This window comes from Bacillus sp. JJ1122, from assembly GCF_036964885.1.
Classification (GTDB): Bacteria; Bacillota; Bacilli; order Bacillales; family Cytobacillaceae; genus Mesobacillus.
Map to the genome: position 1 here is coordinate 1 of NZ_JBALQL010000035.1, position 17,887 is coordinate 17,887.

Sequence of the window (17,887 nt, forward strand, 5' to 3'; positions counted from 1 at the left end):
TTTGAGATTCATTATAAAGAAGCTTCTTACTCATTGTAAATCCTCCGTCCATTCTGATTAGTTCTATTGAAACACAAAAAACCCCGGATAAGGGGCACTTTTTTATAAGTGTCCGTTATCCGGGGTATAGTTCAAAAGTTGGGGTTGCTTTTATAAATGTCCTATTATGGACGAATTCTAGATTCTGTATCTGCATCAAAGAAGTGAACCTTGTTCATGTCAAATGCTAGTTCAATGACCTGGCCTGGAGTAACATCAGTGCGGGAATCAACACGTGCCACGAAGTCCTGGCCTTCGAATTGTGAATAAATCATTGTTTCAGCACCTGTAAGTTCAGATACTTCTACAGTTGCTTTTACAGTTGCGCCTTGAGATGCATCAATGAAAACTGGCTCATCATGAAGGTCTTCTGGTCTTACACCCATGATGATATCTTTTCCGACATAACCTTGAGAGCGAAGAACTTTCATTTTTCCTTCAGGAATTGCGATTGATGATTTATTAACGGTGAATTTGCCTTCTTCAAGTTTCCCAGTAAAGAAGTTCATAGAAGGTGATCCGATGAATCCGCCAACGAAGACGTTTTCTGGGTTTTCGTAAACTTCTTTCGGAGCTCCAACCTGCTGGATTATTCCATCTTTCATGACCACTAGACGTGTCGCCATTGTCATAGCTTCAGTCTGGTCATGCGTAACATAAATCGTAGTTGTGTTCAAACGGCGGTGAAGCTTTGCAATTTCAGCACGCATTTGTACACGAAGCTTTGCATCAAGGTTTGATAAAGGTTCGTCCATCAAGAACACCTTAGCATCACGAACGATAGCGCGGCCCAAAGCAACACGCTGGCGCTGTCCACCAGAAAGTGCCTTTGGCTTACGGTCTAAGTATGGCTCAAGACCAAGGATTTTAGCTGCCTCTTTAACTCGGCGTTCGATCTCTTCCTTAGGGAACTTGCGGAGCTTCAATCCGAAAGCCATGTTATCATATACAGTCATATGAGGATAAAGCGCATAGTTTTGGAAAACCATCGCGATATCGCGGTCTTTAGGAGGAACGTCATTCACGCGCTTTCCATCAATATAGAAATCGCCTTTAGAAATTTCTTCTAGTCCGGCAATCATACGAAGAGTCGTGGATTTACCGCAGCCAGATGGTCCAACGAAAACGATGAATTCTTTGTCCTGGATATGAAGGTTGAAATCTTCTACTGCTGTTACTTTGTTATCATAAATTTTATAAATGTGATCTAATTTTAACTCGGCCATTTTTTAAAGCCTCCCTGAGTGTTTGTCTACAATACACAGTTTAGCGGAAAGGCATGCAAACAATCATCGGCAGGGTGCACAAAAATAATGTAAGCCCTTTTATGCAATGTGTTCAAATGGGAAAGTAAACAAATTAGGCAATCTGTTAAATCAGATATTATGGTGGTATGTTTCATTTTCAGACTGAAATGAAAAGTATCTTATGTTAAAATCATAATCTACCGCATTTCTTCATAAAGGCAGGCAAGGTAGACCATTACGGCAGTGTCGAAATCTTTTAATTGAACGCCGGTTTTTTCCATAAACTTGTCCATCCTATATTGCAATGTATTGCGGTGGACATAAAGTTTTTTTGCAGCAAGGGAAGCATTTGAATTGCTTTCCAGAAATACTTTGATGGTGGACAACAATTCTCTGTCTTCTTCAAAGGCTTCAAGTACAGAAGTCTCAAGGATTGCTTTAAGCTCTGCCGGCATAGTTGAAGCAAGCAAGATAGGGAATATTTTTTCAAAAGTATATACATGAGCCCTGGTATTGTGATTCATAGCTTGCGTGAATAGCTGCTTTTCAATCGTGAAAAATTCTCGAAGCTGTCCAGTGAGTTTATTGAACTTACCCATATAAAAAGACAATTTAATAAAAAAGTCACTTTCAAATGTGGAAGATATGGATTCAAGCTCATCCGCTGTTTCTGAAACTTCTTTTTTTTCTTCTACCAGAAATCCATATGAATCCTGCAGCCAGATGATGATATGATCGGGAAAAAAGCCATGCAATGCTTCGGAGATTTCCTCATAGTCCATCTCCTTTGTGTGAAATTGGAACTGGATGAACCTTACTTCATCGGAGTTAGTTAAAGGGAGATTTCCCTCGTGAAAAAGGAACTGGTGCCAATTACGAGCAGCCCCGGATAGACCGGATGTATTTTTCTCTTCAACAAAATGAAAAAGAATGCTTAGAAGCTCGTGCTGACTGACGGACAAATCTGCTTTAGGGATGCCGAACCATAGTGTGTCATGCAGAGTTTCCTTAAACCAATAGTAATTTGATGAATCATCAGCTGGGGGAAAATCCTGCGTGACAGAATTCGGGAAATAGGCTAATATTTTATTAATCATATAACTATCCTCATGTTTAAATTGATAAAAGACAAGTTTTCTTTTATTATAACAGGAGTAGTCATCAATTGTTAAATAGCCATAGAGCTGTTACTGGTAGAAAAAAGGAAAAAATGTTGGTATAATAGATACAATACGGGGTACCGTAAGAGGAAGAGGTGTACAAAAATGGAATACACAGCAGAAATGAAAAATCGCTTAAAGCGTTTAGAAGGCCAGGTGCGCGGAGTTATCCGAATGATGGAAGAAGAAAACCATTGTAAGGACGTTGTAACTCAACTGTCAGCAGTTCGATCTGCAGTTGACCGTGCAATTGGATTTATCGTTGCAAAGAATCTTGAATCTTGTATTACTGAAGCAGCAAACGAAGGCAAAGATGCCGATGAAGCTATAAAAGAAGCAGTAAACATGATTGTAAAAAGCAGATAAGACACCAGCATCCATCCTGAGGATGCGGTGTCTTTTTTTGTTTGGATGATTTTCGAATGCTAATCTAACAAGAAGTACGATATAGATCGTAAAGACGATTTTTATTTTTGGTAGGAAAACCAGAATAATGAAAAGAGCATACATTATTCATTTGGAGGGTGTTCAGGATACAAGTCACAGCTTTCCTCGATATTCGCCGCACTCTCCACACGGAAAACGTGTCCTCCCGCCATCCCTTCATTGATCATCCGGTCGACATCGACATATGCCTTGTCCCGTCCTTCATGTTTTAAATCATCTGCGAACTGTTTATCACGTGGGTCTTTCATAATGTCCTCCTTCTAGCTTTTACGGTTAGAATTCCGAAAAGACAGGATAAACATACATCATCTGCAGCAACTTATTTATCATATACATGAAACAGCATAAGCTCATGGATTTGGGCCTTTAAGACGTCCGCAGACTCCTCCAGTGGAATACTGGAAGTCCATTCAATATCACCATTTGGATGGTAAATGCCTGTGTATTTCTGCTTCTTGAAATAAAATGAAAAATGCCAGCCAGGCATCTCCTTATTCTCAAACAATGGTTTGAACTGAAAGTGTGTAATCACAAATAATCCCCCTGAAAAATTCCTTGTAGCTCCATTATATAATATCAGCAATACAATAGCGCACAAAAGCATCACCGCACCGGGGGGCAGACCCCACTGATTCACCGCGTTACAGTGCCGGGGGTCAGACCCCCGCTGGTTTACCGCGTTACTGCGGAGGGGAGTTGAAGCTTGTTTTGCGGAAGAAGAGGTTAACGAGTGCGGTGATGCGTTTTTGTTCTATGTGGGGTTCGTCGAAGCTCATCGGTTTGGAGTTTACTTCATAGATTACGTATTCACCATTTTCGGAAATTCCAGCGTCAAGGGAGAATTCCCCGAAGTAGCCGAGTTCATCTGTTAGCAGCTGCCCTATTTGTTTAACTGCCCATGAAAAGAATTGATCATGTTTTTCATTTCTGAGATTCACATAGGGCAGTATAATTCCTCCATTTGGCAGGTGAGTCGTTAAGTCCTGCTTCTGGGACTGACGGATTCCAATCCCGGTTACTTCATAGCCATCCGGTCCATCATGGGCATGAACCCTGAAATCAAACCTTTTGCCATCAATTGCGGCAGGGAAAATTTCCTTTTGGGCGATATATTCATGCTTGATAAGCTGCCGGCCTTTCACTTTCCAGAATTCCTTCATGCTTGGATAAATATGCTGGAAAGAGTGGCTTAAAAATTCAATTTTTCCGCCACTGCAATCCCGGATACGAAAGATGCCAATGCCTTTTGAGGATGAGACTGGCTTCAAATAGAGTCCACGATGCTTTTCAAGAAATGCTGCTAATTGGATCATTGATTTAATAGCGATGCTTTCAGGCATTAAATCGCGTAATTGCGAATGCCTTGAAAATAATGAATACAATTTATTCTTATTAATAAAAGCTGGATTGAAAAAAGGAATTCCCAGGGCTGAAAGATATTTAACGGCATCAGTGAATGCAGGCTGCTGCTCTGCATGACGGAAAGGGATCCGGTTGAAAACAAGGTGGGGCAGGGGAGTCTTGATAGGGATCCACTTCTGCTGATCAGGTAAATAAGTGACGCCTGTGATTGCATCCTTTGCCAGTGTTTCAGAAGGAAAGATAACAACCATTCCATTCCTTCTTGAAACTTCAGCCTGGAGGGCGTGAAATAAGTGGCCATTGCCTGACAGAGCCAGCTTCTTGCTCATGGCAGTCATAATGCCAATTAATGGCCCGGCGCTCCCATTCAAGTTATTTAACAGAAATCGGTGGCTATTTTCCGGCAGGGTGCCTGATGCAGCAGGAACCTTGATTTTATTAAAGCCAAAGCTGATATTCTCTTCAGCTCTGGCTTCATGTGTCCACTCTTTTGATTCTGAATTAAAGCGGAGAATCATTTGAAAATTTCCTCTGGGGCCGTTATTGCTTTTTCAGCCAGGAAAATGCCGAATGAAAGAGACAGCTTGCGTGTCAGCAAATCAAAGTTCTTTAGCTTTGGATGCTTAAAAATGGATCGGCCAGGCTTTGAATTCGCCTCAAAGAGCCATACCCTACCGGATTTATCAATTCCGAGGTCAAAGCCGATTTCCCCGATGATTCCTTCCATATTCTTTTCCAAAATCGAACTAAGAAGCAGGGAAGCATCCGACAGCCTCTTTTCATATAGCTCTCGTTCGTCTTTATTCTCAAATAGTTCATCAAGAGATTTTACGACCCCGCCATTGTTTACATGTGTAGTGACGCTTCCTTGTCCGGCAATTTTTGCGGCGATGGCGGCTACCTGCCACTGTCCATATTCATCCTTATTAGTATGGACCCGGAAATCAATCAGCCGTTTCTCAAATCTGAGCAGGCTTATTCCCTGCTGAACAATCATGTGAGAAAGATTTCGTTTATGGAAAACCTTTTTCATCAACTTTTCAAGGCTGTCAAATTTCGTTAATTTGTTGGTGCCTTCCTGATCGCGATACCGGCAATAGTAGTCTCCAGTCAGTTTATCAAACAGAATTTGATGGATTCCTAGGCCAAGACTGCCATTTGCAGGTTTCACATATACATTGCCATAGTTTGAGAGCATGCGTTCAATGATAGAAAAAGAAGAGAATTGATGGGTTTCAGGCAGATATTCAGCCGCTCTTTCATCCTGCTGCAATCGCTCGAACACATCAAGCTTGCTGAAGAAGCCTGGATTATACCAGGGAATCAAATAATCAGTCTGCATTCTCGCCTTCAAGCTGCGAAGCTCAGACATTCTTTCAGTCCTCCGGTTTGGCAAACGGTCGTATACAACGTTAGGGAAGGGAATCTTCATTGTCTTCCATCCATCATCTACAAAAAAATAGCCATTAATCAATCCATTATCCCAATCAATATGCTCTTCACCAAAGACAAATGGAAGGGCTCCAACCATTTTGTTGACGGAAAGGAGCTTTGCAAAGAACATCGATCTTTCACCAATTGGCCGTAAGGGATATGGTGTGAAACCCGATGTAAGGATTCCGATTAACGGCCCGATGAACAGGGTTTGCTGGTCGATAAACACATGCAGGGGAGAAGTAAGGTCTGGCATGGATAATTCCTTCTGGATATCATTGCTCAGTACGATAACATTTCGGCCCTTTGGGTGAGGAGCGCACGTAACATCAAGCACCTTATTTCCGAATGCGACCTTACTGATGTTTTTACCGTTAGGAAGATCATCCGGGATAAAAACAATTTGCTTGGAATGATGGATGATCTCGATTGGATATCGTTTTCTCATGAGTGCTGTTCCTCTCTTTCTGTCAGATTTTTATTAAGGAAATAGGCATAATCTAACGGAGCTTTATATAGAATTTCCTTCATGTCTGGATTTGTTGCTGCTATTACTTTTCTTCCAGGCTTTGAATTTGTATCAAGCACCCATAGGGCATGATCTTGCGAAAGGCCAATATCTACTCCAAGCTCAAAAAGTTTTGGGAAAGATGCTTCAAGGATTTCGGGAAGTTTGGATAGGATGTCATCAAGCTCATGTAAAATGAATTTTTTTGTCTTGATGCTTAGGGATTCTGCAAAGTCGTCGAAAGCTAAAATCTCACCGCCAGCGCTCAAGTTTGAGATAATGCCGGCTTCGCTTCCACGGCGAATCCCTTTTCCTCTTACTGTCCATGTACCTGTCATATCCTTTTGCAAGAGGATCCTGATGTCGAATGGGCAGTTTTGCGAATCTGTCAATGCAAGATAAGGCTGCATAAGATATTCCTTCTTGTTGAAAAGACGGTTCAGCCAATCCTCTGTTTCACTCTCGGTTTGAAAATATTTCTGTACCATTTTCCCACTAAAATCGGCTGCGGCAATGAATTCGCGGCCATCTTTTTTTATGCTGTAAATCCCTGAGCCGCCGGAACCAAATACGGGCTTAAGAATGGATTTTTTCCATTTTTTCAGCTGGCTGACCACCATTTTTCCGTCTGTCGCTTTAAAGGTTTCAGGAATATACGGAGAGAGGCTGGATGTCGACAATGCCTCATAAATCGCCCACTTATTTGGAAGGCCGCTTCCGAGGAAGGTTTTATCCGACCGACTCTTCAGCCACCTGACAATAGCCATTGATTGTTTGGAAAGAAGGTCATCGGAATAAAAACAACGGTCATATAAAATTTCGGGAATAGGGAACTCTTCCTTGACCCATTTATCTTGTTTATTGTCAAAGCGTTCTCCTATGGCCAATTGACTTATGGGTTGGATGCTCGTGGGTGCAAACCTGTAGCAGGTGAAAAGAGAAGGGTTCGCTTGCCGGGCAATCTCTGTAAAATAAGAAAGCTCACTATTTAAGTTCAGTGACATCATTCCAAATGAAATCATACTCATACTCCTCTTGGCCGTTACGATTCAAAAAGTCCATAGCAATGTTCAATTATGGCTTTCGTCGAGGGCCGGATTTTCGTTCCGCGCTCTTCAAAATTTTTAGAAGGCTTGGAATTGGCTTCGATCAGCCATAGGTTTCCTTTAACATCGATTCCAATATCAATCCCGAGCTCTGCGGTCAACCCTTCGGCATGCTGACTGATGGCTTCAGCAGTTTCAAGAGCCAATTCTTTCATCAGCGCAAGCTGCTGTCTTGCCTGTTCCTTGCCAAATATCAAAGATAGCGTGTGGGCTGGACGCATTACCTCTCCGCCCCTCGCGATATTTGATACAAAATAATGTTCAGCTGATACCCTAGCCACGATTGATGTGACCTTCCAGAAATGCTGGTCATTTTTATGGCATAGGACCCGGAAATCCATTCTTCTCCCATTTAGTTCAGATAGCTGAATTCCCTGCTGGATGATGTACTGCTGCTTTTCCACTTTGTTGGTTAAAGCTCGAGCTAAACTTTTAACATTTGTGAATGCTGGGAGTTCTTTTGGCTGCACAGTGGAAAAAGAAGCATGGATAAGGACCTCATCTTTTACAAGCCGGATTATTTGGCGGCCCTGGCTTCCATGCACCGGTTTAATATATAGCTCATCATGTTGGTCTAGCATGCTTTCTAGCACAGGTACCGTAAACAGTTGTGTTTCGGGAATATAAGGATGCAAATGCTCTTCCCTCATTAAAAATTCATGAATTTCCCATTTTGAAAGAAAACGGTGATTAAATATACTTATTCCCAGTGAGTCCAATTTATTTAAAAATCCCTTAAATCCCTTGCTATATTCCGTACGGCGTGAAGAAATCCGATTGTAGATCACATTGGGGAAGGGAAGAGATCCTTTTTTCCAATCATCCTCATCGTCATCATAATAAAATCCTTCAACTCCTTCGTCAGAAAAGCCTTTAAGTGAAAAGACATAAAAGCTTCCTCCCAGCTCAGATACCCCCTGATGAAGCTCTTCGCAGAAAGAGTGGACTTTGCCGAAGTCTGGTCCATGTTCTTCTTTTATTTCAGTCAGCAAAGCGATGACAGGGCTCATTTTTTGGCCATGGGTTTTTGCTGGCGTCATAGATTCTCCTCAATTTCTGTGAGGCTCTTTTCATAAAAAATGCAGCCTTGCTTTCCGCTGCTTCATCATGATCAGCATTGCGAAAACAGCCTCCTTTAAAATAGGCAAACACACATAATGCATATTATGAATATGGTCAGTTAATGGTGATTTTTAAGGGTGAATAAGCAAGATTCCCTGGATTTCGAACTTCTCGCATTTGAATGCATAGTTTGTTATAGTGGAGTGGAGCTTTAAACGTAGAAGGAGTGATTTAAATGGCAGTGAATACTTACGATGCAGCCTATGATTTAGAAAAGGCAATCAGGAACAGTGCTGAATATACGAACTTGAAAAATCTTTATGATGCAGTGAACAGCGATGAATCAGCAAGAAAAATGTTTGAAAGCTTCCGCAATATTCAAATGCAGCTGCAGGAAAAACAAATGATGGGTCAGGAAATTACACAAGAAGAAGTGGAACAGGCTCAAAAGACAGTTGCATTAGTGCAGCAGCACGAAAAAATTTCTCAGCTGATGGAAGCGGAACAAAGGATGAGCATGGTTATTGCTGAACTAAACCAGATCATCATGAAGCCTTTGGAAGAGCTTTATGGCAATCCAAACCAGCAATAAATAGAATGAACAGGCTCCCGGCACAAGTGCCGGGAGTTTTTGTGCAGGATAAGATATTCACTTCGGAATTTGTCCAGCTCCAGCGCCTAGCCCCTCGAGTCGCTTGTCTAGTTTCGCCTCCTAGAAACTCCGAAACTTCAACTCCGCCGGCAGAAGCAAAAAGCGCTTCTTTGTCGGAGTCTCCAGTTTCTGCGTTTCTGGGCAGTCGGCTACACATTTCGGTTTCGGTCCTGCCAATGAAGTCAAAAAGCGACTTCACTGTCAGGCCCACCAGCGCTTGTCGGGGCTGACCAAGGCGCTTGCGCTTTTCTTATTTAAACCAGCAAGAAAATCATGCATCTTGCGTTTGTTCTATTCCTTCGGTTTCTATCATACAAGTTAAATAAGGACAAAAACACCGAAGAAATGGGGGCATACAAATGTTATACCGTCTTCTTGCGCTTAACGTAGATGGCACGATTCTTCAATCAAATGGAAGGCTCCATAAATCCACCAGAGATGCAATCGAATACGTTCAGCAAAAGGGAGTCTATGTGACTCTAGTGACTTCCAGGAGTTTTCCATCTGCTAAAAAGGTGGCAAAAGCGCTGAAAATAAATTCCCTGCTTGTAACACATTTAGGATCCTACATTTCTGCTGATCTGCGAAGTGAACCGCTTCTAGCAAAACGAATCCCGGAGGATGTTACCTTCCAGCTAGTCAGATTCCTGGAAAGCTTTCCATGTCAAATCCGCATTGTGCACGAAAAATTTTCGCTGGCAAACAAATATAAACTGAATCATAATTTGCTGGCAAAAACGGTATTCACTACTGGTGACCCAATTTTTTATTCTCAGCAATTCACGGATTCAATCAGTGAAACATTAGTTAGCGAACCAATCTCTCCTCCGAAAATCGAAGTCTATTTCGAGTATGGAGAGGACTTGACCGATGCCAAGCAGGCGATAAAAGGAATGTTCTCTGAAGTTTCGCTGACAAAATTGAACGACTATAGACTTGATGTAATGCCTGAGGGCGTTTCTAAATTGAGCGGCCTAACCCATCTCGGCGAACACCTTGGCATCCCGTTAAAAGAAATGGTGGCAATCGGTGATGGTGAGGATGATATGGAAATGATCGAGGCATGCGGACTTGGGGTTGCCATGAATAATGCACCTGTCGAGGTGAAGAAAGCGGCAGATTGGGTAACGCGCTCCAACAATCAGCATGGTGTAAGCTACATGGTGAAGGAACATTTCCGCAAACAGCAGCCGATTGAATTTCTTCGTAAAATGAACATCATAAAGATGTAACATAGGAAAGCATGCCTTGGTTTGAGCATAGGGCATGCTTGTTTTTATATTCAAAACCTTAATTAATAGAATAACCACATTGGAATTCCAATTCAAAGAAATTGGTAGCTTTTGTACTGTCTTGACCTATTGAACAAGATTCTATTACACTAAGTGAAGCATGTTTAATGAAAAGGTGATCATAAATGAAAATTTATATAACAGGAATTGAGGATGACAGGTTTCACCGCCCCTTATCCTTGATTGCTAATTTATTCTTTGAAGAATCTGATGTGACTTTAGCAGAAGCTGAAACAGACGCGGACGCTAAAATCGAGTTTGCAGTAACATACGGTAATCTGACATCAGTTAATGCTTCTTTGACAACGCGGGAAGGGACAGTACTTTCAGCGGATGCTCAAAAAGAAATCCCTGAGGGGCTAAGTGAAAAGGAAATATTCAAGCTGCTGAAAAATGTAGTGTCCAGAGCTTATTTGACAGTTCTTCAGGATTGGACTGGAATCGTTCAAAAATGGGGTATCCTCACTGGGGTAAGACCAACAAAGCTTTTGCATAAGAAGCTGCGTGAAGGGATAGAACAGCAAGCTGCCCACCACGAGCTAAAAGAACAATTTCTTATTTCTGATGAAAAAATCGAACTCATGCAGCAAATCGTAGATCGCCAGCTCTCCGTTATTCCTGATTTTTATGATTTGAAAAATGAGGTCAGCATTTATATCGGCATCCCATTCTGCCCAACGAAATGTGCATATTGCACATTCCCGGCATATGCAATTAATGGAAGGCAGGGATCGGTTGATTCATTCCTGGGCGGACTTCACTATGAAATAAGAAAGATAGGGGACTGGCTCAAGAGAAATAATATCAAAATTACGACAGTATACTATGGAGGCGGTACTCCTACTTCAATTACCGCAGAAGAAATGGATATGCTTTATGAAGAGGTCCACGCATCCTTCCCTGATGTGGAAAAAATCAGGGAAGTTACCGTAGAAGCGGGGCGCCCTGACACGATCACACCTGAGAAATTGGAAGTGCTGAAGAAATGGAACATTGACCGCATCAGCATCAATCCGCAGTCATACATCCAGGAAACTTTAAAGGCCATTGGACGCCACCACACCGTGGAGGAAACAATCGAGAAGTTTCACCTGGCACGCGAAATGGGCATGAACAATATCAATATGGACTTGATCATCGGCCTGCCAGGCGAAGAGACGAAAGAGTTTGCCCATACCCTGGCTGAATCAGAAAAGTTGATGCCAGAGTCATTGACAGTCCACACTCTATCATTTAAAAGAGCTTCTGAAATGACAAAAAATAAGAACAAATATAAAGTAGCAGACCGAAGTGAAATTGAAAAGATGATGGGAATGGCCGAAGCTTGGACAAAACAGCATAACTATGTACCATATTATCTATACCGCCAGAAAAATATCCTGGGCAACCTTGAGAATGTTGGATACTCCTTGCCTGAGCAGGAAAGCCTGTACAACATCATCATCATGGAAGAGCAACAGACGATCATCGGCCTTGGCTGCGGTGCGTCAAGCAAATTCATCGATCCAGAGACCGGTGTCATCACCCAATTTTCAAATCCAAAAGATCCGAAGTCCTATAATGACAGCTTCGCAGAATACGCAGATAAAAAAATTGAGATCCTTGATTCATTGTTTAATAAGGCTTTGATATAGACTACACATTCTTCAGAAATAATCAGTGATAAGAATACCCATGCTCCCGCCATAATCGGGAGCATTTTTATTTTCGCATAAAGTTAGTTATCGAATGAATGGAAAAAGATTAAGCGGGAACTTTCATTCGGTCAGAAATACTACAGAAATACTACTATTCAGCAATAATGTGTCGATACATGTAAAACGGACAAAATATGGCTATGCTTCTATCCCTCCTCGTACAAGTATTTAGATTCATTAAAATTAAAAAATCAAAATAATTAGAAAAATAGTTTTTAAATATAACTTTACCCTATATAATAGAATTGATTGAAGTAATTTTAGGAGGGGTTGCAGGGTGACGATTGAATCTTCCACTGAAACTGTCAAGCTGAGGATTGATGGCCGGGTAGCGGTTCTGGAGCTAAACAGACCGGAGGCATTGAATGCACTTGATGTTGAAATGATTAGGGGAGTCAGCGCCAATTTAAAAGAAATCTGTAAATCAGATGAAGTTGACATCGTCGTGATAAAGGGAGCCGGGCGTGCGTTTTCTGCTGGCGGGGATATTAAGACGATGCTTTCGAATACAAATGAAAGCGATTTCTACCATGTAATGGATTATATTCATGACTTGATTGTAACCTTGTACAGCATGCCAAAAGTGACTGTTAGCGCAATTACTGGTGCTGCTGCCGGACTTGGTTTCAGTCTCGCACTAGCTGCGGATTACATAATTGCCGAGCCATCTAGTAAAATCGCAATGAATTTCATTGGGATTGGATTGATACCTGACGGCGGAGGACACTTTTTCATGGAAGAACGTCTCGGGGAATCCAAGGCAAAGCAGCTGATATGGGACGGAAAGACACTTTCCGCGAATGAAGCATATCGTCTTGGCTTAGTTGATGAAGTTCCGGATGGAGATTTTACCGGGGCCGTCGAAGCCAAGGTACAGGAATGGCTTGGTAAACCGATTCAGGCAATGATCAAAACGAAAAAAATTCTTGCCGAGAAAAACAGACCATCATTATTGAAAATTCTTGAACTTGAGAAATATGGACAGTATAAAATGCGTCAAACCGAGGACCACCAGGAAGGAATCAAAGCATTTTTGGAAAAAAGGAAACCGGACTTCAAGGGAAAATAAGAGGTTCTCAGATTAAGTGGAATTACTTAAAATAAAATAGCAAATGACCAAAAAAGCAAAGAGGAATGATACCTCTTTGCCTTTTTTAGCTGAACTTAAGGACGGAATAAAATCAATTTTCCTCTTGGGGATGTGCAGCGGTGTGTTTTTTCGCTCAGATTTTTTTCCTCAAGCATTCTTGCGCCTATTTCTTTTGCTTCGTCGTCGTTTCCGGCCTGGAAGGACTCATCGATCAATTTTTCTCCATTTGGTTCAAAGGCTGTCAGCTTGTAAGTTTCCATAACAAATTCCCCTTTGTTAAAAGATTCAGATGATTACTATTATTTTTGCATAATTTTTTTAATTATGCAAAATAAAATACATCTGAAAATATGAAACTATTTCCTTTCAATTGACGTAATAAGTTATGGGAAAAGGAGGAGAATCAAAATGGTTTTGAAACTCGATCATGTTACAAAGAGATTCGGCGGATTCACTGCAGTAAACAGTCTTTCACTTACTATACCCGAAAAAGAAATGTTCGGATTCCTTGGTGCAAACGGGGCAGGGAAGACAACAACTTTCAGGATGATCCTTGGGCTGCTTGATGCATCTGAAGGCAAGATTACGTGGGACGGAAACCCGATAAATTATAGCACGAGCAGCATAATCGGTTATTTACCGGAAGAAAGAGGATTATATCCGAAGCTAAAAGTGCGCGACCAAATCGTCTATCTTGCAAGGTTGAGAGGAATGCAAAAGCAAGCGGCATTAAAAGAGCTGGATTATTGGCTGAATCGTTTCAAGGTGCCTGAGTACGCGGATAAAAAGGTAGAAGAACTGTCCAAAGGGAACCAGCAAAAAATCCAATTCATTGCAGCCGTCATTCATAAACCAAAACTCTTGATTCTTGATGAACCGTTCAGCGGCCTGGACCCTGTGAATGTGGAACTGTTAAAAGAGGCGGTGGTTGGACTGAAAAATGCAGGAACCACTATCGTGTTTGCAAGCCACAGGATGGAGCATGTAGAGGAAATGTGTGAGCATATATGTATCATGCATAAAGGCAGCCCTGTGGTACATGGTTCCTTAAAGGAAATTAAACGCTCCTTTGGGAAGAAGAATTTAGTGATTCATGCTGATTTTGATACAGCTTTCCTTAAAGATTTTCCAGGCGTGACGAAAGCGAAGAAGACTACGGAGGGAATCCATCTGCAAATTGAGGGAGAGCAAATTGCTGAAGGAATTTTACAGGAAATCGTCGGCAAGGGGTTTATTCGCAAATTCGTCCTAGAGGAACCTAGCTTGAATGATATTTTTATAGAGAAAGTAGGTGATTCTTATGAATAACTTTTTCATCATATTATTCCATACCTATTTGAGCAAATTGAAAACGAAATCTTTTCTTGTGACGACAATTATTACGGCAGTCATCATGCTGGCTTTAACCAATATGACGAACATTATAGATTTTTTCAATAAAGATGGATCAGTCGAAAAAATCGCAGTAATCGATGAATCTGGGCAGCTCTTTGTGCCGCTGAAAGAGCAGATGAAGGCAGCAGATAATGATATTGTCCTTGAAGAATATAAAGGAAATGCAAATCAGGCAAAAAAAGCAGTCGAGGATGGCAGCTATAAAGGGTTGCTGGAGGTAGCGCTTAACAAGGAAGGCCTCCCAGCCGCTTCTTATAAAGCAATGAGCATTGCGGATTCTACTATTCCGGCAGATCTTCAGTCATCTCTGCAGCAAATTAAAACGATGATGGCCTCAACACAGATTAACATTGCTCCAGAGCAGCTTGAAAAATTGTATGCACCAGTCGATTTTGAAAAATCAGCCATAGAAAAAGGTGCGAAGACAGAAGAGGAACTGAACCAGGCCAGGGGCCTTGTTTATGTCCTGTTGTTCATCATTTATTTTGCTGTCATTTTGTATGCGAATATGATTGCAATGGAAGTTGCAACCGAAAAGTCCTCCCGGGTGATGGAAATCCTTATTTCCAGTGTTTCGCCAATCAAGCAAATGTTCGCGAAGATTATAGGAGTCGGTCTCTTAAGCTTAACTCAATTGGCGGTTCTCCTGCTTGTTGGGTATTTTTCAATCAAACAAAATCTCAAAACAATGAAAGGCGGCTTCTTTGATTTCTTTGGTTTTGGAAATGTTCCTGCCAGCACCATCGCATATGCCGTCATCTTTTTTATCTTAGGGTATTTCCTTTATGCTACAATGGCGGCATTCCTTGGGTCCCTTGTCAGCCGGATTGAGGATGTTCAGCAAATGATCACGCCGATGACCATGCTGGTTGTGGCCGGTTTCATGATGGCTATGTTTGGCTTGGGCCAGCCGGAGGCTCCGTTCATAAAATATACTTCCTTCATACCGTTCTTCTCACCAATGCTTATGTTCTTGCGTGTAGGAATGCTGAATATCCCATTCTGGGAAGTTGCCTTGTCGATTGCGATCCTTATCGCAACAATTCTCTTCTTGGCCATATTCGGTGCAAGGGTTTACCGCGGAGGGGTTCTCATGTATGGGAAATCCAATTCCTTTAAAGACATTAGAAAGGCTCTTCAGCTGACAAAAAATGAATAGAGCAATAGAAATTCCGCAATTCCATGAATTGCGGAATTTTTATCAGGAGGAACTTACATATAGATTGTTGAATAGAAACTCTATATAAATGAAGGAGTGTGATTGTGATGAGGCAGATCATTGCCCTTGGCGGTGGAGGTTTTTCGATGGAGCCAGACAACCCCTTGCTGGATTTGTATATTTTAGCTCAAACAAAAAAACAAAGTCCGAAAGTGTGTTTTGTTCCAACTGCCAGCGGGGATTCTGAAAATTATATTTCGAGGTTTTATAATTCCTTTGAGTCACATAATTGTGTACCATCCCATTTGTCATTATTCAGTCCGCCTTCACGGGATTTAGAAGACTTTGTCATGGATAAAGATGTCATTTACGTTGGTGGCGGCAATACCAAAAACCTGATTGCCCTCTGGAAGGATTGGAGCCTTGACATCATCCTCAAAAAAGCATGGCAGGACGGGATTGTGATGGCGGGAATTAGTGCGGGCTCGATCTGCTGGTTTGAAGCAGGAGTTACTGATTCCTTTGGCGAAGGGCTTGAACCTCTAAAAAGCCTAGGATTCTTAAAAGGAAGCAATTGTCCTCATTATGATGGTGAGGCAGACCGCCGGCCAACCTACCAGCAATTGGTTTCTGCTGGACAGCTTCCTGGGGGTTTTGCTGCAGATGACGGAGCGGCTTTACATTTTATCGACGGTGAACTTTCCAAGGCCGTAAGTTCAAGGCGAGATGCAAGAGCTTATCAGGTCCAACTAAAAGAGGGAAGTATAAAAGAAGAGGCATTGTTTACAGAGTATCTTGGATAGCTTACAGAGAATGGCTGCAGCCCGAATAACGGAGCTGCAGCTATTTTTCTAATAAAAGAGATAAGAACGTGCATTCGTATTTTCAGAGTGTTAAAATAAATAGGTAAAGATTGTTTGTGTAAATTTAATCGTTTTATTTTATAGACATAGTTTACAAGAAAAAGTAAAATGCTTAGACGAAAAAAGGACTGGAAAGGAAATTTCATATGAAACAGATCAAGTTTTTACATACTGCTGATCTTCATCTTGATAGTCCGATGGTGGGACTGAGGCATCTGCCGAAAGCCATTTTTCATCGGCTTCAGGAAAGTACCTTTAAAGCATTAAAAAATATAACGGATGCTGCTATCAAACATGAGGTGGATTTTGTAGTGATAGCTGGCGATCTGTATGACGGTGAAGACAGAAGCATCCGTGCACAGGCTGTATTAAGGAATGAAATGAACAGATTAGCGCAAAAAGGTGTAAAAGTATATGCCATCCATGGAAATCATGATCACCTTGGGGGCCATTCGGTTGAAATTGAATTTCCTGATAATGTTTTCTTTTTTAAAGACCAGGTTTCAATGTCGCCGTTTAGTAAAAAGGATGGCACGCGGGTCCATTTGTATGGCTTCAGTTATCCTGAAAGGCACGTCATGGAGAGATGGATAGAGAAGTATGAAAGGATTGCTGGTGCGGATTTTCATATCGGATTGCTGCACGGCCACAATGAGGGCGCAAGTGAGCATGGAAATTATGCTCCTTTCCGCTTATCCGAACTTTTGGACAAGGGCTACGATTACTGGGCACTCGGTCATATCCATAAAAGAGCAATAATAGCTGAACAACCGCATGTTGTGTATCCTGGCAATCCGCAAGGACGTAACAGGAAAGAACAGGGAGACAAAGGTGCATACATAGTAAGCATGACTGAAAGCGGTTCAGAAGTGTCATTTGTTGAAACGGCTGACGTCATATGGGAAGAAATCATGATAGATGGAAAGAATGCGGAAAGCTTCAATGATGTTTATCAGCAATGTCTTTCTTCACTGGATGAAAAAAGAAAAGAAGGGAAAGGCGTTCTGCTGGCAATCCACATTGAACATCTTGATCCGGGCTTAATGGAAGTGAAGGACAAGATTGATAGCGGCGAACTGCTCGAACTTTTACAGGATGAAGAAAAAGAGGAGGAATCCTTTGTCTGGGTTCACAGGCTTGCCTATAAAGAACAAATCGCTGCCAATCGTGGTGAGCTTTTAAAGCAAAGTGATTTTTACCAGGATCTGTTCGATACGATTGAAAAGTATGAGGACATGAGTGATGCGCTCTCTCCTTTATTCCAGCACAGCCAGGCGCGAAGACATCTTTCAGGACTGGAAGAAAGTGAAAAGGAGCAGCTTGTGCTGGATGCAGAAAAAATTCTGCTTCAATTGCTGATGAAGAATTAATGGA

General features: G+C 41.7%; 18 protein-coding genes. 9 read left to right on the forward strand and 9 right to left on the reverse strand.

Annotation, left to right across the window (positions count from 1 at the left end):
* Positions 1-164: 164 nt before the first annotated feature.
* Positions 165-1,265, reverse strand: coding sequence for an ABC transporter ATP-binding protein (locus V7201_RS18685; protein WP_335378274.1), 1,101 nt, complete (start codon positions 1,263-1,265; stop codon positions 165-167).
* A 218-nt stretch (positions 1,266-1,483) separates the two neighbouring features.
* Positions 1,484-2,383, reverse strand: a complete 900-nt coding sequence (locus V7201_RS18690; protein ID WP_335378275.1) for a PucR family transcriptional regulator — start codon at positions 2,381-2,383, stop codon at positions 1,484-1,486.
* A gap of 168 nt (positions 2,384-2,551) precedes the next feature.
* Here V7201_RS18690 and V7201_RS18695 point away from each other — a divergent pair, with 168 nt between their 5' ends.
* Positions 2,552-2,812, forward strand: coding sequence for a metal-sensitive transcriptional regulator (locus V7201_RS18695; RefSeq protein WP_335378276.1), 261 nt, complete (start codon positions 2,552-2,554; stop codon positions 2,810-2,812).
* A gap of 143 nt (positions 2,813-2,955) precedes the next feature.
* Here the strand turns inward: V7201_RS18695 and V7201_RS18700 are convergent, their stop codons facing one another.
* The 6 genes from V7201_RS18700 to V7201_RS18725 form a co-directional block, all read right to left on the reverse strand.
* Positions 2,956-3,141 carry a hypothetical protein gene (locus V7201_RS18700; protein ID WP_335378277.1) on the reverse strand — a complete coding sequence of 62 codons (186 nt, stop codon included), beginning with the start codon at positions 3,139-3,141 and terminating at the stop codon, positions 2,956-2,958.
* A 71-nt stretch (positions 3,142-3,212) separates the two neighbouring features.
* Complete coding sequence (locus V7201_RS18705) at positions 3,213-3,425, reverse strand: YheE family protein (RefSeq protein WP_335378278.1); 213 nt, start codon at positions 3,423-3,425, stop codon at positions 3,213-3,215.
* 148 nt (positions 3,426-3,573) lie between these two features.
* Positions 3,574-4,773, reverse strand: coding sequence for a YheC/YheD family protein (locus V7201_RS18710; protein ID WP_335378279.1), 1,200 nt, complete (start codon positions 4,771-4,773; stop codon positions 3,574-3,576).
* A complete protein-coding gene (locus V7201_RS18715) occupies positions 4,770-6,137 on the reverse strand; it encodes a YheC/YheD family endospore coat-associated protein (protein ID WP_335378280.1) in 1,368 nt (455 codons plus the stop codon). Before V7201_RS18715 ends, V7201_RS18710 begins: the two co-directional genes overlap by 4 nt.
* Positions 6,134-7,219, reverse strand: coding sequence for a YheC/YheD family endospore coat-associated protein (locus V7201_RS18720; RefSeq protein ID WP_335378281.1), 1,086 nt, complete (start codon positions 7,217-7,219; stop codon positions 6,134-6,136). Before V7201_RS18720 ends, V7201_RS18715 begins: the two co-directional genes overlap by 4 nt.
* 20 nt (positions 7,220-7,239) lie before the next feature.
* Entirely contained in the window at positions 7,240-8,343 is a 1,104-nt protein-coding gene (locus V7201_RS18725; RefSeq protein WP_335378282.1) for a YheC/YheD family endospore coat-associated protein, read from the reverse strand.
* Positions 8,344-8,600: 257 nt separating this feature from the next.
* Here V7201_RS18725 and V7201_RS18730 point away from each other — a divergent pair, with 257 nt between their 5' ends.
* The 4 genes from V7201_RS18730 (at position 8,601) to V7201_RS18745 (ending at position 13,075) form a co-directional block, all read left to right on the forward strand.
* Positions 8,601-8,957, forward strand: coding sequence for a YlbF family regulator (locus tag V7201_RS18730; protein WP_335378283.1), 357 nt, complete (start codon positions 8,601-8,603; stop codon positions 8,955-8,957).
* 419 nt (positions 8,958-9,376) lie between these two features.
* Positions 9,377-10,249 carry a Cof-type HAD-IIB family hydrolase gene (locus V7201_RS18735; protein ID WP_335378284.1) on the forward strand — a complete coding sequence of 291 codons (873 nt, stop codon included), beginning with the start codon at positions 9,377-9,379 and terminating at the stop codon, positions 10,247-10,249.
* Between the two features lie 185 nt (positions 10,250-10,434).
* Positions 10,435-11,943 carry a coproporphyrinogen III oxidase gene (locus tag V7201_RS18740; RefSeq protein ID WP_335378285.1) on the forward strand — a complete coding sequence of 503 codons (1,509 nt, stop codon included), beginning with the start codon at positions 10,435-10,437 and terminating at the stop codon, positions 11,941-11,943.
* A 340-nt stretch (positions 11,944-12,283) separates the two neighbouring features.
* Complete coding sequence (locus V7201_RS18745) at positions 12,284-13,075, forward strand: enoyl-CoA hydratase (RefSeq protein WP_335378286.1); 792 nt, start codon at positions 12,284-12,286, stop codon at positions 13,073-13,075.
* A 95-nt stretch (positions 13,076-13,170) separates the two neighbouring features.
* Here V7201_RS18745 and V7201_RS18750 read toward each other — a convergent pair whose 3' ends face one another.
* Positions 13,171-13,356, reverse strand: a complete 186-nt coding sequence (locus V7201_RS18750; RefSeq protein ID WP_207499016.1) for a YhzD family protein — start codon at positions 13,354-13,356, stop codon at positions 13,171-13,173.
* Between the two features lie 148 nt (positions 13,357-13,504).
* On the opposite strand from V7201_RS18750, the gene V7201_RS18755 reads away from it, so the two are divergent.
* The 4 genes from V7201_RS18755 (at position 13,505) to V7201_RS18770 (ending at position 17,883) form a co-directional block, all read left to right on the forward strand.
* Positions 13,505-14,404, forward strand: a complete 900-nt coding sequence (locus V7201_RS18755; RefSeq protein ID WP_335378287.1) for an ABC transporter ATP-binding protein — start codon at positions 13,505-13,507, stop codon at positions 14,402-14,404.
* On the forward strand, positions 14,397-15,650 hold the full coding sequence (locus tag V7201_RS18760; protein WP_335378288.1) for an ABC transporter permease: 1,254 nt from the start codon (positions 14,397-14,399) through the stop codon (positions 15,648-15,650). The genes V7201_RS18755 and V7201_RS18760 overlap by 8 nt, the downstream gene beginning before the upstream one ends.
* A gap of 107 nt (positions 15,651-15,757) precedes the next feature.
* On the forward strand, positions 15,758-16,453 hold the full coding sequence (locus V7201_RS18765) for a Type 1 glutamine amidotransferase-like domain-containing protein (protein ID WP_335378289.1): 696 nt from the start codon (positions 15,758-15,760) through the stop codon (positions 16,451-16,453).
* Between the two features lie 206 nt (positions 16,454-16,659).
* Positions 16,660-17,883, forward strand: coding sequence for a metallophosphoesterase family protein (locus tag V7201_RS18770; protein WP_335378290.1), 1,224 nt, complete (start codon positions 16,660-16,662; stop codon positions 17,881-17,883).
* The last annotated feature ends 4 nt before the right edge of the window (positions 17,884-17,887 follow it).